The sequence below is a fragment of the Acinetobacter sp. 12966 genome (assembly GCF_031196995.1).
Taxonomy (GTDB): Bacteria; Pseudomonadota; Gammaproteobacteria; order Pseudomonadales; family Moraxellaceae; genus Acinetobacter; species Acinetobacter geminorum.
The window spans coordinates 113,001-136,860 of the sequence record NZ_JAVIMC010000055.1; the positions used below are offsets into that span (position 1 = coordinate 113,001).

Consider the following 23,860-nt stretch of genomic DNA (forward strand, 5'->3'; position numbering starts at 1 on the left):
CTTAAATACAAACTTGGGCATAGTATAGCAAAGGATTTTGACAGGTTGAGTTTATTCCCTACTTTCAAATGTAAGTCTGCAAGTTTCATAACTCAAAAATAAAAATAGCCCCTAAAAAAGAGCTATTTTTAATTAACTGAGATTACGCAAATTTGAATTTTGCTTTTAACTTTTCTAATGTCTGCATCACTTTTCCAGTGGTATGGTTTGGCAGTGAACATTTCGCTAAACGTACCCATACACTCCAGAACTGGCGCATAAAGTTCGCTTCATTGTAATTAATGCCATATTCTGCGCAAAGTGCCTTAATTTTCGGCGCTACTTCTTTATAACGATTAGCTGGCATATCTGGAAATAAATGGTGTTCAATTTGATGGCTTAAGTTACCACTCATAAAATGCAGCCATTCTGTACCACTAAAGTTACTTGAACCACGAATCTGGCGTAAGTACCACTCTGCCTTAGTTTCGGTATCAGTATTATCAGGCTCAAACGTTTCTGCATCTTCAGTAAAGTGACCATTAAAAATCACAGCAGATGACCACAAGTTACGAATAATATTCGCAACTACATTTCCTGCAAAAACCGGTAAAAACATAGGGCCAGAGATCACAGGGAAAAACACATAGTCTTTTAAGACTTGGCGCGTGGCTTTTTTACGGACTTTAGCCGAATCTTTCCACACCTGTTTCCAGCTCTTGGTTTTATAAACTAATACATCTTCAAGATGTAAGTTTTGCACGCCTACATACCACTCAAAGAAAAACATTAATTGTAGACCGAGGGGAATATTAAACAGATGGCGGGGTTCCCACTTCTGTTGATCACTTACTCGCAAAATACCATATCCGACATCATGGTCTTTACCGACAATATTGGTATAGGTGTGGTGCACATAGTTATGTGTTTCACGCCAGTCATCACCCGATGCAATGGTATCCCAATCGTAAGTATTACCGTTCAGACTTGGTTCATTTAACCAATCAAACTGACCGTGCATGACGTTATGACCAAGTTCCATGTTTTCTACAATTTTAGAAATACCTAATAAGCCTGTGCCTAGTAGCCAGACTGGCGGAATCCAACCACCAAACATCAACATGCCACGCGATGCGATTTCGGTATATCGAACAAAATTACGTACTTTGTAGATATATTTTGCATCTTGCTCACCAAGACTTTGCATAACGTCTTGACGAATCTGCTCAACACGGCGACCAAACTCTTCAGTCTGTTCAGGTGTTAAATGAGCAGATTTAGAAACAGTAGAAAATTCTAATGCCATATTCATAGGGTTAATCCTCTTTAATTCTTTTTATAGATCAATTGTGACTGGGCTTAATGCCTGGCTCACGCATAGTTTAATTGGGCGGTTCGGTTGATCTTCAATTTCACCAGTTAATAGGTTTTGAGTAACTCCGCTTACCTTGGTACAGCTGCATTTATTGCAGACACCCATACGGCAACCATGTTGTGGGCGTAAACCAGCTTGCTCTGCACTGCTCAGTAAATTTGTTTTAGCTAAAAACTCGTGTTGAGCACGGCGGAAAATAACAGGCTGTGCTGCATGTGTACCAGTCACTTGAAGTGGCTGAAAATACTCTTGATGAAGCTGCGACTGAGCACCTTTTTGTGCATAAATTTCATTGGCTTGCTGCATCATGCCATGATGACCACAAACATAAGTTGCTGTCTGCTCAAAATCTGGAACCAGCTTTTGCAGTAAGCTTTCAGTTAAATGCTGTTTTTGCTCGGTGGTATTAAAAAAGTGATATTGAAGCTGTGGGTGCTGTTCTGCCAAAGCCTTTAATTCAGCATGAAAAATTTCCGCACGATTAAAATAAATGACATGAATTTGTTCAAGCTGCTGTTTCAAAGCTTGCTGCAAGAGTGAATAAATTGCAGTAATGCCACTTCCTGACGCAATCAAAATCGCAGGATGCTGACCTTGGTGCAAAATAAAATCACCTTGTGGCTGTGAAATCTCCACACACTCGCCCACATGTAATAGTTGAGCTGTACGAGACACCAAACCTTGTATTTTAATGCCTAAAGCAATTTCACCTTGCGTTGTCACTTCAATAATCGAGTAACTACGTTGTTGGTAAACGCCATCGATAAGTAAAGTCAGCAGGATACTTTGACCCGCAAAAACTCGATCGAAATTAAAATTACGATTTGGTTTAAGTCTAATGAGCACCATATCGGTATGAAGTGGCTGAACTGCAGTAACTTCTGCAAGTACCCTTTTCCACGCCCAAGTCACGTTAATTTTCTGCAAGACAAAATCAACGAAATCTTCTCGAACCCAATGTGGCTGATAGCTAAGTGTTGCGTTCATACGTTCCTCTTTTGTTTCTGGCTATTTATTTGAGTGAACACATGTTCGTATAGTGAACATATGTACACTATATTTATAATTGTTCACTCAGTCAACACTTGTTCACTATTTTTTTTATGAAAGTTTGCTCTTTTTTGTTAGACTTTGGCTCACGGTTTAAATAGGTTCTTTTAATGTCGATACGGGATGAACGAAAACAGCAAAGTCGTCAGGCACTTCTCGATGCAGCCTTGCATCTAAGCACGTCTGGGCGTTCGTTCAGTAGTATCAGTTTGCGTGAAGTTGCACGTGAAGTAGGTTTAGTACCGACAGCGTTCTACCGCCATTTTCAGGACATGGATGAGCTGGGCAAGGAATTGGTCGATCAAGTTGCCCTACATTTAAAAAGTGTTTTACATCAACTTGGACAAAGTTACTTACAACATAAATCTGCTAAAACCCAAACCAGTATTGAGCTATTTGTGCAGGCAGTAAATCATAGCCCTAAGCAATGGCAATTTATGATTGCTGAACGTTGGGGAGGTTCAGAAACGGTTCGTGCAGCAATTGCCCGAGAAATCGAATTTTTGATTGAAGATCTCACAACTGATCTTACTAAACTCGAAAATTTTAAACATATTCAAAATCCTCAAGACTTAAATGTCTTATCTACCATTTTGACTAATATGTCATTTACATGGGCAATGACGTGGCTCAACCTATCGAAACAATATCAAGGTGAACAGCTCAAGCTGCAACAAACTGCCTTTATTGAAAATGCTTCTACACAAGTTCGCTTACTGTTTAGAGGGATTGCAAACTGGGAACGATAGAAGCGGCAAATGACAAAAAACAGGTTATGTGGTAATACGTAAAGAGAGAAAGAAAAAGGCTAAAAATTTCGAGAAAAGTCTTTTTCTTTTTACAGGAAGTAAACTATTAGTTAGGCCAAACTGGTGTGGGAATACCTATGAATCTTGATCGTCATACACAGTTTTTGATGCGTAAAGAAAAAATTCTGAGCGTGGCAGAAAAGTTGTTATTAGAAAACAATCAGGAAATTACTCTAGATGAGTTAGTGGCCGAGCTAGATATTGCTAAAGGCACACTTTATAAGCATTTTAGAAGTAAAAATGAGCTTCTACTTGAGCTCATTATTCAAAATGAAAAGCAAATTTTAGAAATTTCTAAAAAATATAATACAGATTTCAAAGAATATGCTCCTCATTACATGCTTCATCATTTACTTGCACCAGGGAAAACGATTCTATTGCATCAACTTGAAGAAAATCTGACGATGACAGAGTCTAAGTTGAAGCATCTTTTCGAAGAGCTTTATGAAATTCGCCAACAGCGTATTTTGGCAATTAAAGATATTACAGAAAATTATTTAAAATCATTGAATTATGATATGTCAATTCGTGACTATTTGTCTTATATCTGGTCACTGACTTATGGTGCATCACTGCTTTTAAATTCTACTTATTACCAGCGTTCGATTGGTTCTCGCCAAAAATTAATTAATTTATATATTAATCAGGCATTATCACTGCCGACTCAAACAGCTAATTTTGATGTTTTAAATTTTCAGATTGAAGATGAAAATCAGCAAAATTAATTGAATTATTTCGTGATAATTAACTAAATATAAAAATGGGCTTCACATGAAGCCCATTTTTTTGAAGTAAAGCCTAAACAACTTATTTTGCTTTACGTTCTTTCTCAATTAAATAATTAAGAACTTGAGTGACTTTACCATCTTCACCCTGCACGACATATTTACCATTCACGACAACTGCAGGTACGCCTGTTAATTGGTATTGTTGAGCAAGTTTATTTGACTCGGCAACTTTCGCAGTTACTGCAAACGAGTTGTAAGTACTATTAAATTTCTGCTCAGGTACGCCATAACGAGTAAAAAATTTCGCAGCAGAAGCCTGATCAAAAATTTGTTGACCGTTCACCTGAATCGCATGGAACAGTGGTAAATGCGTGCGCTTACGTACACCTAATGCCTCAGATGTATAATATGTACGCGCCCCTTGTTCCCACATTTTATTCATTGCAGCTGGTGTACGCACAAAACGTACATCTTTAGGAATCTGCTTTAACCACGTTTGCATATGCGGTTCAAGTTTGAAACAGTGTGGACATCCATACCAAAAGAACTCTCGAACTTCGATTTTCCCCGGAACTTCCACTTTGCCTGGATTGGCAATCACGGTGTAGTCTTTACCAGCAACAAAATCTGCTGCCATTGCACCACCCGATACGGCCATAATTGCTGCACTCAAACCACCCAAAACCAATTTTTTCATTGCTACAGCTTTTCCTCTAAGTTGTTATGCATTAGCTTATGCCCTAAATATAAAACAAATATGCTAAATTCGTTTTGCTTCTGTGAAGTTTTTTATTGGGTTTATCGCTTTTTTCCCAATAATCGCTACACTAACGGCGAACTACATCCAAAAAGATAACTCAAGTTTAGAGGTAGCACCATGTCGCAATTGAATGTTGATTTACAAGAAATCGCAAAGTTTGAAGCACTTGCTGCCAAATGGTGGGATCAACATTCTGAATTTCGCCCACTTCACCAGATCAATCCACTACGTCTTAACTGGATTGATGAACGTGCAGGCGGTCTTGTTGGTAAAAAAGTACTTGATGTCGGCTGTGGTGGCGGTATTTTGGCCGAAAGCATGGCACGTCGTGGCGCAGATGTATTAGGTATCGATATGGGTGAAGCACCTCTAGCTGTCGGCCGTTTACATGCTCAGCAAGAAAATGTTCAAAATATTGAATATCGTCAAATTCCTGTAGAGGAATTAGCACAAGAACAGGCTGGTCAATATGACGTGGTGACTTGTATGGAAATGATGGAACACGTTCCAGATCCAGCATCTATTGTAAAAGCTTGTCAGGCTCTGGTTAAACCGGGCGGCCATGTGTTCTTCTCGACCATTAACCGTAACCCAAAATCTTATTTATTTGCCATTATTGGTGCAGAGTACGTCCTACGCATGTTGCCAAAAGGTACGCATGATTATCATAAATTTATTCGACCATCTGAAATGGCACATGATATTCGTAATGCAGGTCTTACGTTAAAAGAAATGACTGGACTACATTACAACCCACTGACCAAGCATTACTGGTTAGCGCCAAATGTTGACGTTAACTATATGGTTCATACGATTAATACAGGTGCATGATGAAAGCTGTTTTATTTGATTTAGACGGTACGCTTATCGATACAGCTGCGGATTTCATTCGTATTATTCAGCAAATGTGCCGTGATGCAAGACGCCCTGTTGTAGAAGCCGATCTTATTCGCACTCAGGTTTCTGAAGGTGCACGTGCGATGGTGAAATTGGTCTATCCAGAGCTAGATGTGGCCAACCCAATATTCTTGGCACATCGTCAAAACTTTTTAGATCTGTACGGCAATAATATTGTGGTCGATACAGATCTGTTTGAAGGCATGTATCCACTCTTAGAAGAGTTAGAAGCTGCACAAATCCCATGGGGTATTGTGACCAACAAACCACGCGGATTAAGTGAATCTCTTTTAGAAAAGTTAAATCTAACAGAACGCTGTGCGGTTCTGGTATGCCCTGAAGATGTCAGTAAAACCAAACCAGATCCTGAACCAATGTATTTGGCTGCTAAACAGTTAAATATCCCAGCAGATCAAATTATTTATGTGGGCGACCACCCACGTGATATTGATGCTGGTCGCAATGCCGATATGTATACCATATTGGCAGCTTATGGCTATTTACCTATCGAACACCGTGATGATTTAGCATCATGGCAGGCCGATTCGATTGTAAATACAGTGACAGAATTACACGATATGTTACGTCAAAAGCTTCCTGCTCTACAGGAAAATCAGCGTATGATAAGTTAACATCAGAGTTTTATAGACTTTTTTAACGGCTATTTGTTTTATCAATATAAAAAGAAGGAGGTTTACCAATGAAATATTCAGAATACCAACCTCGTCCGGATCTACTCAAAGATCGAATTATTTTAATTACCGGTGCTGGTGATGGAATTGGGCGAGCTGCGGCTCTAAGTTATGCCCTACATGGTGCAACCGTTGTCCTACATGGTAGAACCTTAAATAAACTTGAAGTGATTTATGATGAAATTGAAAGTCTAGGTGCACCGCAACCCGCGATTTTACCGCTACAGCTTTCAAGTGCCTCTGACCGTGATTATGATTTTTTAGTCGATACGCTCGAAAAGCAGTTTGGGCGTCTAGACGGTATTTTGCATAATGCGGGTATTTTGGGTGAACGTGTAGAACTAGCACATTACCCAACAGAAGTATGGGATGACGTAATGGCAGTTAACTTACGTGCTCCTTTTGCCCTCACTCAAGCTCTATTACCACTTTTGCAAAAGTCAGAAAATGCCTCTGTTGTATTTACCAGCTCGGGTGTAGGCCGTGAAGCACGTGCTTTGTGGGGCGCATATTCTGTCTCAAAAATTGCAATTGAAGCAGTAAGTAAAATTTTTGCAGCGGAAAATACTTATCCAAATATCCGCTTTAACTGCATTAATCCAGGCGCAACACGTACTGCAATGCGTGCTAAAGCCTACCCACAAGAAGATCCGAAGACACTACCTACACCTGAGTCAATCTTGCCTGCTTACCTCTATTTAATGGGTGAAGACAGCTTGGCACTCAATGGTCAAAGTATTGATGCACAGGATTAAAAAGTTAAAGATGAAAAAGCTAAATTAAATTACGGCCAATCATCAAATCTGGCTTGCCTATACCTGAAAAGATATACAAGCCTTTTTTATTATTGATAAAAACCCTTGATCTATCCGTAATTTTAATTGAACCATTAAATGATCTTCACAGTTTCTCTGCATTTTGCGCGTAGAGTATTCAACATGAGAGACATCAGATGTAAACGAGGATGCATCATGAAAAAGTTGTTCACCATCTTAGCCCTTTGCATAACCGTACTAACCACCAGTATGGCGAGCTTTGCTGATCCTCCTTTTGACCGAGGCCATGGCCCAAAAGGTCCTAAAGGTGGAGGTCCACGTGGTGAGTGGAATGATCGTGGACCAGGATTTGGACGTGATCATGATGATGATCGTATCCGTGACGAACGCCGTATGCGCGAAGAGCGTGGCTTTGAACGATTAAAACAACATCGCTGGCAGCCTGGCTATGTTATGCCACAGCACTATCGTGGTAATGGCTATAAAGTCGACTATAAAGACAGTAACTTGCCAAAACCGGGCCGTAATCAACAATGGTACAAAATCAATAATGACTATATTTTAGTCGACACAGATTCTAATAGCATTGTGAGTATTCGTGGTTTTTAAGGCGATAGGCCCTCGCTATCGCTGAGTAAAAAAAGGATAAAGCCTTTGGGTTTTATCCTTTTTTTATTGTTTATCTATCTTAAAAATACAAGCTTTTTTATATTTTCACTTTAGATATTTTCTTAATTTCTTCTTATTTCACAATTAGTTTTCACATTTATTCTTCTTAGCCTCCACGATTTATCTGCAATTGTTCACTAATCTTTAGTTATTGAAATTTAACTCATCATTCGAGGTTTACAATGAAAAAATTAACAACAGCGATTGTTCTTTCACTTAGTGGCTTAGTTGCAACAACAGCAATGGCAGCACCAAATGATCATAATCATCATGGCAACTATCAAAACCATGAAGTAAAAACAGTTAAAGTGATTAAAAAAGACGACCATCGTAATGCGTGGAGAGTAGGTCAGGTTGTACCGCATGAGTATCGACATTCACGTTACGTGATCGACTATCGTCAACACCAAAAATTGACTAAACCGGGTCGTTATCAAAAATGGTATAAAGTGAACGGAAATTACGTATTAGTGAATGAACAAAGTCATAAAATCATTAGAGTTGTTCACTAATCAAAAAAATTTAAACACCCAAATTTCAATTTGGGTGTTTTTTTATCTAAAACATGCGGCTTTAGTCTTTTTTGTTTAGAATCATCTTTATATCTTTTTGCTGTTGATTCGAGATCGGTATGCCAAGTAAGCCTGAAAGTAAGTCGCATAATAACACCCAGCATTATGTACACTGGTTTCGACACTCAGCGCCCTACATTAATGCTCACCGCGATAAAACATTTGTGTTGATGTTTGGTGGTGAAGCAGTCCGACATCCTAATTTCGAACATATCATTCACGATATTGCTTTATTACATTCTCTTGGCATCCGCTTAATCTTAGTTCATGGCGCACGTCCACAAATTAATCAAAATCTTAAAGAAAAAGGAATCGAAACTCCTTTTTATGACAACAGCCGTATTACCACACGTGAATCTTTAAGCTGTGTTATGAGTGCTGTAGGTTCTATTCGCCTTGAAATTGAAGCATTACTTTCTATGGGCTTAGCAAACTCGCCAATGTACGGCGCTCGCATAGATGTGGTATCAGGTAATTTTGTGACTGCTAAACCTTATGGTATTCGTGATGGCATGGATTTCCAGCTTACAGGTGAAGTTCGTTCTATTGATACAGATGCGATTGATCGACACCTCGATAATCATAATATTGTACTGCTAGGACCAACAGGTTACTCCACTACAGGTGAGGTATTTAACTTAAGAGCTGAAGAAGTCGCAACTAAAACAGCAACTTATTTAAAAGCAGATAAACTCATTTTTCTTGGAGAGCAACAAGGATTGCTGAATGAAGATGAGCAAATATTACGTGAATTAAGCCCACATCAACTGGACTACTATATTCAACAATACCAAACCATTAGCCCAACACTCACTTTGCATTTGCAACAGGCAAAAAAAGCATCTTTATCAGGTGTACACCGCGTTCATCTTATTTCTTATGCCTATGATGGCGCCCTTCTCGAAGAGTTATTTACTCGAGATGGTATAGGCACCATGATTACCGATGCGCATTATGAAGAAGTTCGCATGGCCAATATTCAAGACGTAGGCGGTTTAATGAATTTATTACGTCCATTAGAAGAAGAAGGTATCTTAGTTTATCGTTCGCGTGAACGTTTAGAGCAAGAGATTAGCCAGTTCGCTGTTATTGAGCGCGATGGTACGATTCTAGCGTGTGCTGCACTTTATCCAATTCCAACAGAATTTAATGAAACACGTTCAGCAGAAATTGCCTGCGTCGCAGTACACCCAAGTTATCGTAAATCGAACCGTGGCAGCCAGATTTTGCAATTCCTTGAAGAAAAGGCAAAAGAACAAGGTATTCGTCAATTATTTGTTTTAACGACTCGAACCGCTCACTGGTTCTTAGAGCACGGTTTCCATCAGGTGAGTGTTGATGACTTACCAAATGCTCGTCAAGCACTCTATAACTATCAGAGAAATTCTTTAGTCTTTAAGAAACTGCTTCCCTAGCCTTTGCTATTTTTAAGATATTCTTATTTCAGATAAGCTTAGTTCAAAAAGTACACCCGTAAACACGATTAATTTATGGTTGTACTTTTTTTAAATCTAAATTTTTTAAGGTTTTAATATTTTTTATTTTATTTACATCAACTTAATCAAAATTCATTAAATATATTTTTAATAGATAAATCATTTTTTCGCATAAGTTTATAGCCTATTGTGTTTAGCTTTTTTTTGCATAAATAAAGACCGAATACTTATTTTTTCTGAAATAAAAATCCATTTAGGGTATCTGCTCATCCAATTATTTTTTTCTTTTTCTCTTTCGGGGAGTACGAAATCTCATGGCACTTTTCAACACCACTTCATGGGCAAAATATTCAGTCATCGCGGCCAGCCTTGCAGGAGTGATGATGTTAAGTGGTTGTGCCAAAAAAGAGGAACAAGCCACCACAACTTTAAATATTGGCTACCAAAAATATGGGATTCTTCCTATTTTAAAGGCTCGTGGTGACTTAGAAAAAGCATTAAAAGAACAAGGCGTGCAAGTAAAATGGGTTGAGTTCCCTGCTGGCCCTCAATTGCTTGAAGGTTTAAACGTAGGAAGTGTTTCGCTGGGGGAAGCTGGTGAAGCACCACCGATCTTTGCTCAGGCTGCCAATCCAAATTTAGTCTATGTCGCAAACCAACCTGCTGCGCCAAAAGCTGAAGCACTATTGGTACAAAAAGACTCTCCAATCCAATCTATTAAAGATTTAAAAGGCAAACGTGTTGCTCTTAACAAAGGCTCGAATGTTCATTACCTATTGTTAAAAGTTTTAGAAGCCAACAACTTAAGCTTAAGTGATATTCAACCAGTTTATTTACCGCCATCAGACGCTCGTGCTGCCTTTGAAAAAGGTGCAGTCGATGCATGGGTCATTTGGGACCCGTTCTTTGCAGCAGCTGAACATCAAATTCAGGCCCGAGTTTTAGCAACAGGTGAAAACTTGGTGAGTAATCATCAGTTCTATTTAGCTGACCGTAAATTTGCAGAAAATAATCCGAAAGTACTCAACACTGTTGTACAGACACTTAACCAGACCACTGAGTGGGTAAGTTCACATCAGGATGAAGCTGCCAAGTTACTCGAAAAACCTACCGCACTTGAGTTTGATGTACTCAAAACTTCCATTTCACGTATGGGTTTTGGAGTGCAGCCAATATCTGACAAGGTGGCACAAGAACAACAATATGTGGCTGATGCTTTTTATGCACAAAAGCTCATTCCAAACAAACTCACCATTCAAGACGCCATTTTAAAACTGAAATAACCCCAGCTTGGGCACAGCTTAAATAACGATATAAATGCTGTGTCTTGCCTCAAGGGGAACAAGGATATCAATATGCAACATCAGTCATTATTTAGTAAGAGTCAGTGGACACAATTAATTAAGCGCCTCAGTGCAGTCACTGTATTAGGCTTAACAATCGCAGCGCCAGCTTGGGCAATTGATCCAACTGTGAAAGAACTTCGTATTGGTTTTCAAAAAAGCTCGATTAACTTTGCAATTGCCAAACAGCAAAAGCTATTTGAGCAAGAATTCCCAAATGCAAAAATTACTTGGAATGAGTTTCCTGCTGGACCACAAATTTTAGAAGCTTTAGCTGTCGGTTCTCTTGATGTAGGCGTTACTGGAGACACACCTCCTGTCTATGCACAAGCGGCTGGCAAGCCTTTATATTACATTGCTTATGAAGCGGCTAAGCCATTGGCATCGGCAATTCTAGTTCCCAAAAACTCGCAGCTCAAACAGCTTAAAGACCTTAAAGGCAAACGTATTGCGCTGCAAAAAGGTTCAAGTTCACATTACTTACTTGTACAAGCCGTACGTAAAGCAGGCCTAAACTGGAGTGACATTACTCCGATCTGGCTTACTCCTGCCGATGCTCGCGCAGCATTCCAAAAGGGTGCTGTTGATGCATGGGCAATTTGGGATCCTTACTTTGCTTCAGCACAACTAGAAGACCAAGCGCGTGTTCTTGCATCGGGTAAAGGTTTAAGCCCGAACTATACATTTTATTTAGCGGCCCCAAATTTTGTTAAACAACATCCTAAAGCTATTTCAGGGCTCATCAAACAAATCAATCAAGCTGACAAATGGGTTCAAAGCCATCAAGCAGAAACGGCAGGTGCGATTGGTCAAAGTACAGGACTTAAGCCTGCAACCAGTGATTTATTCATTAAACGACGTCCACGCCCATCATCGGCAGCTCCACTCAGCAGCAAAGTGATTGCTGAGCAGCAGCAACTCGCAGACATTTTTACTCAACAAGGCATCATTCCAAAACCAATCAGCATTAAACAAGCTGTTTGGGGTGCCAAGTAATTTCAATAGACATATAGGTAATGCACATGAAAATTTTCTGGTTTATTCCTACCCACGGTGATAGTCGCTATTTAGGTACAAGTAAAGGCGCTCGTCAGGTTGACCATGCCTATATGAAGCAAATTGCTGTGGCAGTAGATAATTTAGGTTACGAAGGTGTACTTATTCCAACAGGCCGTTCATGTGAAGACCCTTGGATTACGGCGGCTAGCCTAATTGATGCAACTCAACACCTTAAATTTTTAGTTGCATTACGACCAGGGGTAACGACACCAGCGTTGGCAGCACGTATGGCTGCAACGTTTGATCGTTTGTCGAATGGCCGTGTGTTACTCAACTTAGTGACTGGTGGTGATGAAGCAGAACTACGCGGTGATGGCTTATATGAAGATCACTCAACACGTTATCAAACTGCTAATGAATACGTAAAAATCTGGCGTGAGATTTTGACACGCTCACATACAGGTGAAGCTTTTACATTCCACGGTGAACGCTTACAAGTGGATGATGCAAAACTACTTTACCCACCTGTTCAAAAGCCTTATCCACCACTTTGGTTCGGCGGTTCTTCAGACGTCGCGGTCGATCTTGCAGCTGAGCAAGTCGATACTTACCTTACATGGGGTGAACCACCAGAAGCAGTTAAACAAAAAGTCGAACATGTTCGTGCCAAAGCTGAGGCTAAAGGTCGTAAATTAACTTATGGCATTCGCTTGCATGTGATTGTTCGCGAAACCAACGAACAAGCTTGGGCAGCAGCGAATGAGCTTATCCAATATCTTGATGATGCAACTATTGCTGCAGCACAGAAAAAATTTGCACAAATGGACTCCGTAGGTCAACAGCGCATGGCAGCTCTTCACGGCGGTAACCGTGACAAACTTGAAGTATCTCCAAACCTTTGGGCAGGTATTGGTTTAGTCCGTGGCGGTGCTGGTACAGCACTTGTAGGTGACCCAGAAACAGTTGCTGCCCGCATTCAGGAATATGCTGATTTAGGTATCGATACTTTTATTTTCTCGGGCTATCCACATCTTGAAGAGTCGATCCGTTTTGCAGAGTTGGTCTTCCCGTTATTACCAATCGAAACTCGCGCTAAACTTGCTCAGCCAAATTTAACCGGTCCATTCGGTGAAATTATTGCCAACAATTATGTTCCAGACGAGAAGAAGCAAAATAGTTCCGTCAAGGAGCCTGCATGAGCAAAGCTGAAAGTGTTGTTTCACGTGGAACAAAACAAATTGGGCAGCGTTTGCTGCCTTGGATTTTCCCTATTCTTCTATTGGTTGTTTGGCAAATTGCCTCAAGTTCGGGTCTTTTAGAAAGCCGTATTTTACCCGCACCTACTGCTGTAGTTTCCGCCTTTTGGCATCTACTGGTGAGTGGTGAACTCTGGCAGCACGTTAAAGTCAGTGCTGGTCGTGCACTGCTTGGCCTTCTGATAGGCGGTGGTTTAGGTTTGTTATTAGGCCTACTCAACGGGTCTTCGCGTTTCGCCTCTACACTGCTCGATACGACCTTACAAATGATTCGTAACATCCCAGCCTTAGCACTTATCCCACTCGTCATCTTGTGGTTCGGGATTGATGAAACAGCGAAATTATTTTTAGTCGCAGTAGGTGTTTTCTTCCCGATTTATATTAATACCTATCACGGTATTCGATCAGTTGACGCTCAATTGATTGAGATGGGTAAAAGCTACGGACTTTCACGTTGGCAGCTCTACAAAGAAATTATTTTGCCAGGTGCGATGCCTTCTATTTTAGTGGGTTTACGCTTTGCTTTAGGTTTGGTTTGGGTATTACTCATTGTCGCTGAAACCATTTCAGCTCAAGCAGGTATTGGTTATATGACCATGAATGCACGTGAGTTTTTACAAACAGATGTAGTTCTGGTCGGTATTCTTCTTTACGCCTTACTAGGCAAACTGGCCGATGTTTTAGCCCAGCTTTTAGAACGCTATTTACTACGTTGGCACTCTGGATATCAGAAATAAGGGAGCTTAAAATATGACAAATCTGAATTTAAATATTAATCAGAATGACGTAGAGCTCATTCCAGAAAATCATCCAGAATCACAAGAACCTGTATTAGGTGCAGAGATTCTGATTGAGCAACTTTATAAATTTTATGGTGAGGTAAAGGTCCTCGAAGATCTTGACCTACACATCCAGCCGGGTGAGTTTTTAGCAATTGTTGGCCGAAGTGGTTGTGGCAAAAGTACGCTACTACGTTTAATTGCTCAACTTGAAAAAGCCAGCTTTGGGGAAATCAAATTTAAATCTGCGCGACATTTACGTGAAGGCATTACGAACGATGATATTCGAGTAATGTTCCAAGATCCTCGTTTACTTCCTTGGAGAAATATTCTTCAAAATGTTCAACTTGGGCTACCAAAATCGCAACATGCTTTAGCAGAAGAATTACTAGAAAAAGTCGGTTTAAAAGAGAAATCAGGACAATGGCCTTCCCAGCTTTCAGGTGGTCAACGTCAGCGTACTGCCCTAGCCCGTGCACTATCACATACTCCCCGTATTTTATTGTTAGATGAACCTTTGGGTGCATTAGACGCGTTAACTCGTCTTGAGATGCAAAGCTTGATTGAGCGCTTGTGGAAGGAGCAAGGCTTTACTGCAATTTTGGTCACCCACGATGTGAGTGAAGCAGTACAATTGGCTGACCGTATTATCTTATTAGATAAGGGCAAAATTGCTCAAAGTTTCCAAGTTAATTTGCCGCGCCCGCGTAAAAAAAGCATTACTTTTGCTCAGCTTGAGCAACAAGTACTCGATGCGGTTTTGGCAACTTAAGGTTGCGATGAGTAATGGCAATTGTTCAACCGAAAAATGCCCAATTTATGAGCAATAAAACTGCTGTTTTATTGCTCTTTTTTAGGGCGAAAATAAAAAAATATTTTTAAGAATAACAATAAACTAGTGAATCTCTCTATTTTTTGCACAATAGTATATCTATTACGCAAATAACTAGCTGTTTTTTGATTAAAAAAGCAAGACACCTGTGCACAAATCAAACAATTTCCCTTACAATGGGAATATTATTTTTTTAATTATGCAGCAGATGGAACAAAAAAAGAGTACCCAAAAGCGCAATCAGCTTCTTGCTGCGGCCCTTGACGTCTTTTCAGTCTATGGGTTCAGTGGAGCAAGTCTGGATGAAATTGCCCAACTCGCCGACATGCATAAGTCGAATATTTTCTATTACTATGAAAATAAAGAGTCTTTATATGTAGAAGTGCTCACAACCGTTTTACAAAAATGGTTGGCCCCATTACAAACTTTAGAAGCTGAATTAGAACCAGCCGAAGCCTTATCTCACTATTTAATTCAAAAAATCGAACTGTCTCGTAGCCAACCGAAAGCATCAAGATTGTTTGCACTAGAAATTATTCAAGGCGCTCCTCATATTTTACCTATACTGAAAGGGCCTTTGAAAAAACTATTTAAGCGCAAAGCCAAGGTCATTCAGACTTGGCAAGAAGAAGGAAAGATTTCCCCAGATATCGATCCAGAATTATTAATCTTAAATATTTGGGGTCTTACGCAAAACTATGCAGATTTTGCAACTCAAATGGAAATGGTGACCGGTAAAACGCTTCGTAACCGCAGTATGTTCCAGCGTTCGATTGAGCATACAGTCCACCTGATGCTCTACGGCGTATTGCCTCGTTAAAACAAAAAAAAAGATCGGCAAATTTGCCGATCTTTTTTAGAAATGGTGTTGATAAAGGGCTAAAAGTTTCTGGGCGCCTAACAATAAATTTTCTTCCCAATCCAGATGCGCGGTGTCATCTGCCCCATCAGTAATATACTTCACCGAGATTAATCGTACACCTAACTTATGGCACACTTTAGCTAAAGCATAGCCTTCCATGTCAACCACATCACAAGCTACTTTTGGCTGACCTGTTTCAAATGAATCACCAGTTCCACATACTGCTTTTGGCAAATCAATAAAATGTGGTTGAAGATGAATCTCTGCCGCCAAATGATCATCTAACGGCGTTACACCTACTTCAAAACCTAGGGGTGAAACATCCATATCCCGTTGTACAAAAGTTTTTACTTCGACTAAATCATGTCGATTAAATGCAGAGCTTCCCGCTGTACCTAAATTAATTAGAGTTTTGCATCCTGTTTTTTGAATAACTTCAAATGCTTTAAAGGCAGCATTAATCTTACCAATACCACTGTAATGGACTTCAACACCTGCTTGTTCAAATAAACCCTTAGATTCATTAGGAAGTGCCATAATCAAAGCAATATCAGTGTTCATTCAAAAAGCTCAAATCAAAATTAAATAAGTTAGAAAATAAGTATAAATCAGGTGTAAAAGCTTTTTGCACCTTTTCATCATTACTGCACTTTTTGTTGTAAAGCGATTAAGCATGGAGAAAAAAACAGTTGACCACTATATGCGCCTGCAAGCGTTTTCTTCATTACAACGCCCCACATCGTCAATAACAGAATACTCAATGCGACAGCAACGTATTGTAAGAATACAATTTCAACCTGATGTCCTAAATTAAATAGTGCGAGAATAAATACACCTAATGGAAAGGTTAAGCCCCACCAGCCCAAGTTAAATGGAATACCTGTCTTTGCGTGACGAAGCGTTGTTAAAATCGCAAGACCAAGCCACCATAATCCAAAACCTAAAAGCACGAGACTACCTACAACTCCTAAAGCTTGAAAGACATTAGCAAATTGGTCAAATCCTACATTTGGCGCCACTCTTTGTGCCTGCTGCCCTAATAACAATAAACCTAATGCACCTGTACCAATCGGGCCTAAAGAGAGCCAGCTAGAAATAGCGATTTCTTTTTCAGGTAGCTGATGCAAAGCCATACGCAGCATTAAAATTGTCAGAATAGCGAATGCTGGTAAAACAGAGATTCCCCAAAGTACATAGCCAGCCATTAATAAATGAAAGCTATGCAAATCTGCTGGTAAATGTCCTACCAACATACCCGCAGAACTTGCTGCTACTTCACAGGCAACCACAGGTAAAAGCCAAATTGCAGTCATGGTATGTAGCTGATGGTTCTGACGACTAAACATACAAAATGGCACGATCCACGCAATTGCCAGTGCTAAAAAGACATCGATGTACCATAAAGCTTGAGCAATATGTATTGCCACTTCACCGTAAAGCCCGAAACCGAAGCTTAAAAAACCATTTAATATCGTTGCGAGCCCCATTGGGATAGCGCCTAAAAACAAGCTCATATTGGGATGGTTAAATATTTGCTTCGCTTCATGAGGGAAAAGAAACCACCGCAATAAATAAAGAACTGAAAAAACGCTAAATAAAACAATATTAAATTGCCATAACAAAGTAGCTAGCTTGAATAAAAATGATTGAGCAAAGGGCAGCTGGATTAAAATCATACTCACCACGCCAGTACCCATAGTCGCTGTAAACCAATTTGGGGTAAAATGTCGTATAACATCTTTGCTTTGATTTAATTGGTAAAAGGGTTTTTTCATCTTAGTTCTCTAATCAAAGAGTGGATAAAGACATAGTAGAGCAAACCAATAATAAGAAAAATTGATTTATTTTTATTTAATTCATCAGTATTTTAAATATATAGATATTCATTTTGAAAAATAACTGAGTAAAAACACAACAACAAGACGAATCTGTGAGATTATGGCAATATATAGCCCTTGCAAAAATAGCCATATTTTAAGTTCATGAAACTGCTTCGTCTCAATGCGTTATCGCCCAATTTTCAGTTACCTCAAACAGCGGTGACTATTGGTAATTTTGATGGTGTCCATTTAGGCCACCAAGCGATGATTGCTCAACTCAAAAAAATTGCTGCAGCACAAGGCTTAAAAACTTTGGTCATGATTTTTGAGCCACAACCTCTTGAGTTCTTTAAAGGTTATGATGCACCTCCTCGTATTAATTCACTACGGGAAAAAGTTGAATACCTAGCTGAGCTTGGCGTTGACTATATTGCGGTTGCTAAATTTGATGAACATTTTCGTAGCATGAGCGCATCTGCCTTCGCAGATTTATTAAAAGACAAATTAAATGCTCAAGCTTTGGTTTTAGGAGATGACTTTCATTTCGGCAAAGACCGCCAAGGCAACAGTGAATTTTTAAAAGATTATGGCTTCCAAGTCACAAATTTACATACCATTGAACTTGAAGGTGAACGCGTCAGTTCAACCCGTATTCGCCAAGTACTTCAAGTGGGTAATCTCGCTTTAGCAGCTAAATTATTAGGCCGTCCGTACAGTATTACTGGACGTGTCCAATATGGCGATCAAATTGGACGAACTCTTGATTTTCCAACCATTAATGTTCGACTCAATCGCCACAAACCTTGTTTAAACGGTATTTATGGCGTTGAAGTCATTTGCGAAACGACTTCTCTCACTGAAAAAGTGCGCCAAGAAACACCTGAAAAACCGGGAATTGCTGGATATCATGAAAATAGCCTCTATGGCGCAGGCCATGTCGGTACACGTCCCGCCATTCAGCAAGAACATCCAGAATGGAGATTAGAAGTACATTTCCCTGATGTTTCTGCTAATCTGTATGGCTTATTTATGCGGGTGACTTTTCTTCACTATCTTCATGGTGAATTGAACTACCCTTCGCTTGAAGCACTTAAGGCTGGAATTGATAATGACGTGCAACAGTTACGACAATACCGTAACGACACGACACAATTTCCTTTTTAATTCGAATTTTGATTGTAAAACATGTCAGCTCCCAAGCTGATTAAACTGGAAGAAAACTTGCATGAGCGATAAGCAAACTCCTGAGAATGCAGTGGACTACAAAGCCACGCTAAACCTGCCGGATACTCAATTTGCAATGAAAGCAAATTTGGCAGTACGTGAAGTGAAATGGTTAGAAGAGTGGTATACCGACAACATTTATCAGCAGATTCGTGCATCGCGTATTGGTAAGAAAAAATATATTTTGCATGATGGCCCTCCATATGCGAACGGTACAATTCACTTGGGTCACGCAGTCAATAAAGTACTCAAAGACGTTATTGTAAAAAGCCGTACACTTTCAGGTTTTGATGCACCATATGTTCCAGGTTGGGACTGTCATGGCTTGCCAATCGAACTAAAAGTCGAAGAAAAAGTAGGTAAAGTGGGCGAAAAAGTTGACGCAGCAACTTTCCGTAAACTTTGCCGTGAATACGCACTAAAACAAATTGATTTACAGCGTACTGACTTTAAACGTCTTGGTATTTTAGGTGATTGGGATAATCCTTATCTCACCATGAATTACAAACAAGAAGCCGATATTGTTCGTGCTCTAGGTCTCATCCAGAAAAATGGTCATATCCAGCCAGGTTTAAAGCCAGTGAACTGGTGTATGGACTGTGGTTCAGCTCTTGCTGAAGCAGAAGTTGAATACGAAGATAAAAAATCTGACGCAATTGACGTTGGTTTTGGTGTCGTTGATCTCAAAGATTTAAGTATCCGTTTAAACGTAGAAGTTCAAGATCCGACAGATATCGTGATCTGGACCACTACACCATGGACATTACCAGCTAACCAAGCCGTTGCGTTGCATGCCGAAATTGAATATCAATTGGTGCAAGTGACAACTGAGCGCGGTAAGCAAAACTTCATTCTTGCTAAAGACTTAGTTGCTTCAGCGATTGAGCGTTACAAGCTTGAAAACCCAGTTGTTTTAGCTGATTTTACTGGTTCGGCTCTTGAAAACCTTACCCTACAACATCCTCTACTTACTGATCGTCAAGTTCCGGTTATTTTAGGTGAACACGTTATTGCAACAAGCGGTACAGGTGCCGTACATACAGCACCTGGCCATGGTGCAGACGACTATAAAGTAGGTCTTCAATACAACCTTAAAGTAGATAACCCAGTGGGTGGTAACGGTGTTTATCTTCCAACTGCTCCAATCTATGCTGGTGAGCACATCTATAAAGCCAATCCAAAGATTATCGAAGCTTTGGGCGCTGTAGGCCGTTTGTGGGCTCATCAACCAATTAAACACAGCTACCCACACTGCTGGCGCCATAAGACTCCTATTATTTTCCGTGCTACACCACAATGGTTCATTAGCATGGATCAAAAAGGTTTACGTGAAGGCGCGCTTAACGCGATTGAAAATGATATCGAGTTTGTACCGAACTGGGGTAAAAACCGTATTGAATCAATGATCGAAGGTCGTCCGGACTGGTGTATTTCACGTCAACGTACTTGGGGTGTTCCAATTCCATTCTTCGTTCATAAAGATACAAACGAACTACACCCGCGTACACCTGAACTCATCGAAGAAGTTGCTCAACTGATCGAAGAAGAAGGTATCGAAGCATGGTTCAAACGTGAAGCAAAAGACTTCATCGGTGAAGATGCTGAACAATACAATGCCGTTCGCGATACACTCGATGTATGGTTCGACTCTGGTACAACGCATTACGCTGTACTTGAGCAACGTGATGAATTAGAAAGCCCTGCTGACTTATATTTAGAGGGTTCAGACCAACACCGTGGCTGGTTCCAATCTTCTTTATTAACATCTATGGCAATTCACAATCGTGCGCCATATAAAGCCTTGTTAACTCATGGTTTTACAGTGGACGAAAACGGTCGTAAATTGTCGAAATCTTTAGGCAACTATATCCCGCTTGAAGAAATCATCAAACAGCTTGGTGCAGATGGTTTACGACTATATGTAGCGTCTAGCGACTACCGTTATGAAATCGCAGCATCGAAAGAAATCTTTAGCCGTGTAAGTGATAGCTATCGCCGTATTCGTAATACCCTACGCTTCTTGCTTGCGAACCTAAATGGTTTCAAACCAAGTACTGATGCTCTGGACGTAGATGACCTTATCGCTCTAGATCAATACATCTTACAGCGTGCGAATGAAGTACAACAAACCATTATCACTGCCTATGAAGAAATGAACTTCCATGTGGTGTGTAGTGCGTTAACAAGCTTCTGTATTAATGACTTAGGTGGTTTCTACCTAGATATTATCAAAGACCGTCAATACACCACTAAAGCAGATTCTCAGGCACGTCGTTCTGCTCAAACAGCGCTTTATCATATTGTCCAAGCATTTATCCGTTGGATGAGCCCAATCTTAAGCTTTACGGCTCAAGAAGCTTGGCCATTGATTCCAGAACAAACTGAAAAGTATGTATTTACTTCAGAATGGTATGACTTACCTGTTTCATCAAAAGCAAACTTGCTTTCTGAAGAAGATTGGCAAACATTGATTAGCGTAAAATCTGCAGTAAATAAACAGATTGAAGCAGCGCGTAACGCTAAACTTGTCGGCAGTAATCTTTCAGCCAAAGTTGAACTTTGGGCAAGTGAATCATTACAAACAGTTTTAAACCAACTGGCTGATGAACTCCGTTTTGTTCTTATTACTTCGCAAGTAGTAGTACATCCATTTGCTGAGCAAGGTGAAGCAACTGAAATGGAAGGCTTACGTGTACAAATATCTGCAGCTGAAGGTGAAAAATGTGCACGTTGCTGGCACGTTCTTCCAGATGTAAATACACATGCCGATCATCCTGGTTTATGTGGTCGTTGTATTGTGAACGTCACTGGTCGTGGCGAAGTGAGAAAATATGCCTAATTCACAAGCTAAAAAAGGCTTATTCCAGTTTTATCCACATAATCTGATTTGGCTTGGACTTTCAGTCCTTGCCATTGTATTGGATCAATGGACAAAATGGATTGCGAGTACACATCTAAACTATGCAGATCCTGTACCTGTACTTCCATTTTTAAACTGGACACTATTACATAACTATGGTGCAGCTTTTAGCTTTTTATCTGATGCAGGAGGATGGCAGCGCTATTTCTTCACATCTTTGGCGGGCTTAGTTTCAGTACTTTTTGTATTTTGGTTAATGCGTATGCCTAAAAAAATGGTGGTGCTACCTGTAGCCATCGCTTTAATTTTAGGTGGAGCTTTAGGCAATTTAATTGACCGTGTTACCCTAGGTTATGTGGTCGATTTCATTCATGTTTATTACCAAAATCATCACTTTCCAGCTTTTAATATTGCGGACAGTGCCATCACTCTAGGTACGATTTTGCTACTCATTGATACATTCTTCCTTGAGAAGCAACGTAACCAAAATTCGGATGCATAATATGACCGAAATTATTCAACCTAACGAAGAAATTCGTATCCAAGAAGGCTCTAAAGTCGACCTACACTTTTCTGTAGCTATCGAAAATGGTGTAGAAATTGACAATACACGTAGCCGTGAAGAGCCTGTTAGTCTGACTATTGGTGACGGAAACCTTTTACCAGGTTTCGAAAAAGCATTATTCGGTTTACGTGCAGGTGACCGCCGTACAGTACACCTTCCACCAGAAGAGGCTTTTGGTCCGTGGAATCCAGAAAATATTCAAACTTTCGATACAGTTAAGTTTGAACAACGCCCTATTCCTGGTCACATGATCGAATTTGAAGATAAGGCAAAAACCACCTTATTCGGTGTAGTAAAATCAGTTAATGATGACATTACAGAAATAGATTTTAATCACCCATTAGCTGGGAAAAATATTACCTTTGAAGTAGAAATATTTAAGGTTACTCCTGAAGGCCAACAAGGCATTAAGCTAATGTAAATAAAAAAGCCCTCTAAATGAGGGCTTTTTTATGATTTAATTTTTATTAGTGACATAAGAATCCTTACAAATTCTATATTCTCTACTACCTATAGAATGAATTAAGTTATAAAGATAAAAATTCTTAGGAAAAATACATGCTGGTCTATATTATCGTAGGAAGTGTTCGTGAAGGACGTACAGCAATTAAAGTTGCCAATTGGCTAGAATCCACAATTCAATCATTTAATCTAGAAGATTTTCAGACAGAAGTAATTGATTTAAAAGAGTGGAATTTACCGTTATTTTCAGGCTCTCACCCACCTGCTACCGGGATTTATGATCAACCTAAACAACAAGAATGGGCAGACAAAATTGCTCAAGCAGACGCATTTATCTTTATTAGCCCAGAATACAACCATGGTTACAGCCCAGCTTTAAAAAATGCACTTGATTATATCGGTAAGGAATGGGGTGGTAAACCTGCTGCATTTATTGGTTATGGTTCAACAAATGGCTCTCGCTCTATTAGCCAAATACGTCAAGTCACCTCAAGTTTAAGTATCATTGACCCCAACGCTGTAATAGAGATAAGAGATATATTTAAACGTAATAAAGATGAAAAATTCGAAGCTAATGAGTTTGAAGTAAAAGGTCTTCAATCCATTGTTGAGAAACTACAGAAATATCATTTGTCTTAATTGAACAAAAGGCCTCTTTTCTAAACAAAAGAGGCCTTTAATTTTATAAACTCTTTAAATACTCCACTACATCAGTATTACCTGCCATTTCTGCAAGCTCTAATGCTGTGTATTCACTTTTGTAAGCGACATGTGCACCTTTTTCAACTAAGAGCTTTACTACCTCTAAATGATCATTTTCAGCAGCTGCTTGTAGAGCACTATATCCCTCATCATCTGTCTGATTAGGATCTTCTCCCTCTATTAGTAATTCTTTTATTTGATCGATATCACCTAGAGATGCCCAATAAATCAATACAGGCAAAGATAGCTCTTCATCATCTTCAGGTATTGGAGAGAAAGAATTGATCTTCATGGACGTACCCAAAAATAATAAAGTTCATCATTATATTCATAGAATACAGCCAGAATACAAATCTAATTTTGGATCTATCTTTTATTAAAAATTAAATTCCGCCCAATAAAAAAACACCCCC

General features: G+C 39.6%; 25 protein-coding genes. 19 read left to right on the plus strand and 6 right to left on the minus strand.

Annotated features, from left to right (window positions below; translation table 11 throughout):
- Nucleotides 1-142 precede the first annotated feature (142 nt).
- Both RFW85_RS08285 and RFW85_RS08290 read right to left on the minus strand, forming a co-directional pair.
- Nucleotides 143-1,285 carry an acyl-CoA desaturase gene (locus tag RFW85_RS08285; protein WP_130174220.1) on the minus strand — a complete coding sequence of 381 codons (1,143 nt, stop codon included), beginning with the start codon at nt 1,283-1,285 and terminating at the stop codon, nt 143-145.
- Nucleotides 1,286-1,315: 30 nt separating this feature from the next.
- On the minus strand, nt 1,316-2,341 hold the full coding sequence (locus RFW85_RS08290) for a ferredoxin reductase (RefSeq protein ID WP_130174155.1): 1,026 nt from the start codon (nt 2,339-2,341) through the stop codon (nt 1,316-1,318).
- A 173-nt stretch (nt 2,342-2,514) separates the two neighbouring features.
- On the opposite strand from RFW85_RS08290, the gene RFW85_RS08295 reads away from it, so the two are divergent.
- Both RFW85_RS08295 and RFW85_RS08300 read left to right on the plus strand, forming a co-directional pair.
- Nucleotides 2,515-3,153 (plus strand): TetR family transcriptional regulator, encoded by a 639-nt coding sequence (locus tag RFW85_RS08295; protein WP_002120796.1) that lies wholly within the window; start codon nt 2,515-2,517, stop codon nt 3,151-3,153.
- A gap of 137 nt (nt 3,154-3,290) precedes the next feature.
- On the plus strand, nt 3,291-3,938 hold the full coding sequence (locus RFW85_RS08300; RefSeq protein ID WP_002120773.1) for a TetR/AcrR family transcriptional regulator: 648 nt from the start codon (nt 3,291-3,293) through the stop codon (nt 3,936-3,938).
- Nucleotides 3,939-4,020: 82 nt separating this feature from the next.
- On the opposite strand, the gene RFW85_RS08305 is transcribed toward RFW85_RS08300, so the two are convergent.
- Complete coding sequence (locus RFW85_RS08305; RefSeq protein WP_005804825.1) at nt 4,021-4,638, minus strand: thiol:disulfide interchange protein DsbA/DsbL; 618 nt, start codon at nt 4,636-4,638, stop codon at nt 4,021-4,023.
- Nucleotides 4,639-4,818: 180 nt separating this feature from the next.
- Here RFW85_RS08305 and ubiG point away from each other — a divergent pair, with 180 nt between their 5' ends.
- The 12 genes from ubiG to RFW85_RS08365 all read left to right on the plus strand — a co-directional run bounded on the left by ubiG (nt 4,819) and on the right by RFW85_RS08365 (nt 15,772).
- The gene (ubiG, locus tag RFW85_RS08310; protein ID WP_017400299.1) at nt 4,819-5,532 is read left to right on the plus strand and encodes a bifunctional 2-polyprenyl-6-hydroxyphenol methylase/3-demethylubiquinol 3-O-methyltransferase UbiG; all 714 of its coding nucleotides are present in this window, start codon (nt 4,819-4,821) and stop codon (nt 5,530-5,532) included.
- Nucleotides 5,529-6,230: an HAD family hydrolase gene (locus RFW85_RS08315; RefSeq protein WP_005804827.1), complete on the plus strand. Its 702-nt coding sequence runs from the start codon at nt 5,529-5,531 to the stop codon at nt 6,228-6,230. The genes ubiG and RFW85_RS08315 overlap by 4 nt, the downstream gene beginning before the upstream one ends.
- Nucleotides 6,231-6,298: 68 nt before the next feature.
- Nucleotides 6,299-7,045 (plus strand): YciK family oxidoreductase, encoded by a 747-nt coding sequence (locus RFW85_RS08320; RefSeq protein ID WP_002120710.1) that lies wholly within the window; start codon nt 6,299-6,301, stop codon nt 7,043-7,045.
- 216 nt (nt 7,046-7,261) lie between these two features.
- Nucleotides 7,262-7,675 (plus strand): RcnB family protein, encoded by a 414-nt coding sequence (locus tag RFW85_RS08325; RefSeq protein ID WP_005071792.1) that lies wholly within the window; start codon nt 7,262-7,264, stop codon nt 7,673-7,675.
- A 242-nt stretch (nt 7,676-7,917) separates the two neighbouring features.
- Nucleotides 7,918-8,247 carry an RcnB family protein gene (locus RFW85_RS08330; protein WP_017482365.1) on the plus strand — a complete coding sequence of 110 codons (330 nt, stop codon included), beginning with the start codon at nt 7,918-7,920 and terminating at the stop codon, nt 8,245-8,247.
- A gap of 119 nt (nt 8,248-8,366) precedes the next feature.
- Nucleotides 8,367-9,722 (plus strand): amino-acid N-acetyltransferase, encoded by a 1,356-nt coding sequence (gene argA, locus RFW85_RS08335; RefSeq protein WP_161283037.1) that lies wholly within the window; start codon nt 8,367-8,369, stop codon nt 9,720-9,722.
- Between the two features lie 335 nt (nt 9,723-10,057).
- Nucleotides 10,058-11,026, plus strand: a complete 969-nt coding sequence (locus tag RFW85_RS08340) for a sulfonate ABC transporter substrate-binding protein (RefSeq protein WP_032063257.1) — start codon at nt 10,058-10,060, stop codon at nt 11,024-11,026.
- 72 nt (nt 11,027-11,098) lie between these two features.
- Entirely contained in the window at nt 11,099-12,082 is a 984-nt protein-coding gene (locus RFW85_RS08345; RefSeq protein WP_161283036.1) for a sulfonate ABC transporter substrate-binding protein, read from the plus strand.
- Nucleotides 12,083-12,108: 26 nt separating this feature from the next.
- Nucleotides 12,109-13,284 (plus strand): FMNH2-dependent alkanesulfonate monooxygenase, encoded by a 1,176-nt coding sequence (gene ssuD, locus RFW85_RS08350; RefSeq protein WP_005308909.1) that lies wholly within the window; start codon nt 12,109-12,111, stop codon nt 13,282-13,284.
- The gene (gene ssuC, locus RFW85_RS08355; RefSeq protein WP_078219930.1) at nt 13,281-14,078 is read left to right on the plus strand and encodes an aliphatic sulfonate ABC transporter permease SsuC; all 798 of its coding nucleotides are present in this window, start codon (nt 13,281-13,283) and stop codon (nt 14,076-14,078) included. Before ssuD ends, ssuC begins: the two co-directional genes overlap by 4 nt.
- A 13-nt stretch (nt 14,079-14,091) precedes the next feature.
- Nucleotides 14,092-14,892 (plus strand): ABC transporter ATP-binding protein, encoded by an 801-nt coding sequence (locus RFW85_RS08360; protein WP_161283035.1) that lies wholly within the window; start codon nt 14,092-14,094, stop codon nt 14,890-14,892.
- Nucleotides 14,893-15,151: 259 nt separating this feature from the next.
- Complete coding sequence (locus RFW85_RS08365; RefSeq protein ID WP_009387703.1) at nt 15,152-15,772, plus strand: TetR/AcrR family transcriptional regulator; 621 nt, start codon at nt 15,152-15,154, stop codon at nt 15,770-15,772.
- A 36-nt stretch (nt 15,773-15,808) separates the two neighbouring features.
- Here RFW85_RS08365 and RFW85_RS08370 read toward each other — a convergent pair whose 3' ends face one another.
- Entirely contained in the window at nt 15,809-16,375 is a 567-nt protein-coding gene (locus RFW85_RS08370) for a 5'-methylthioadenosine/S-adenosylhomocysteine nucleosidase (protein ID WP_161283034.1), read from the minus strand.
- Nucleotides 16,376-16,455: 80 nt separating this feature from the next.
- Nucleotides 16,456-17,589 carry a TDT family transporter gene (locus RFW85_RS08375; RefSeq protein ID WP_161283033.1) on the minus strand — a complete coding sequence of 378 codons (1,134 nt, stop codon included), beginning with the start codon at nt 17,587-17,589 and terminating at the stop codon, nt 16,456-16,458.
- A gap of 207 nt (nt 17,590-17,796) precedes the next feature.
- On the opposite strand from RFW85_RS08375, the gene ribF reads away from it, so the two are divergent.
- From ribF to RFW85_RS08400, 5 genes are all read left to right on the plus strand, one after another.
- Nucleotides 17,797-18,798, plus strand: a complete 1,002-nt coding sequence (ribF, locus tag RFW85_RS08380; protein ID WP_161283032.1) for a bifunctional riboflavin kinase/FAD synthetase — start codon at nt 17,797-17,799, stop codon at nt 18,796-18,798.
- Between the two features lie 61 nt (nt 18,799-18,859).
- Nucleotides 18,860-21,697, plus strand: coding sequence for an isoleucine--tRNA ligase (ileS, locus tag RFW85_RS08385; protein ID WP_161283031.1), 2,838 nt, complete (start codon nt 18,860-18,862; stop codon nt 21,695-21,697).
- Complete coding sequence (gene lspA, locus RFW85_RS08390) at nt 21,690-22,220, plus strand: signal peptidase II (protein ID WP_016802660.1); 531 nt, start codon at nt 21,690-21,692, stop codon at nt 22,218-22,220. The genes ileS and lspA overlap by 8 nt, the downstream gene beginning before the upstream one ends.
- A gap of 1 nt (nt 22,221) precedes the next feature.
- Nucleotides 22,222-22,704 (plus strand): peptidylprolyl isomerase, encoded by a 483-nt coding sequence (locus RFW85_RS08395; protein ID WP_161283030.1) that lies wholly within the window; start codon nt 22,222-22,224, stop codon nt 22,702-22,704.
- Between the two features lie 137 nt (nt 22,705-22,841).
- On the plus strand, nt 22,842-23,384 hold the full coding sequence (locus RFW85_RS08400; protein WP_161283029.1) for an NADPH-dependent FMN reductase: 543 nt from the start codon (nt 22,842-22,844) through the stop codon (nt 23,382-23,384).
- A 43-nt stretch (nt 23,385-23,427) separates the two neighbouring features.
- On the opposite strand, the gene RFW85_RS08405 is transcribed toward RFW85_RS08400, so the two are convergent.
- Complete coding sequence (locus RFW85_RS08405; protein ID WP_075384129.1) at nt 23,428-23,739, minus strand: ankyrin repeat domain-containing protein; 312 nt, start codon at nt 23,737-23,739, stop codon at nt 23,428-23,430.
- Between the last annotated feature and the right edge of the window lie 121 nt (nt 23,740-23,860).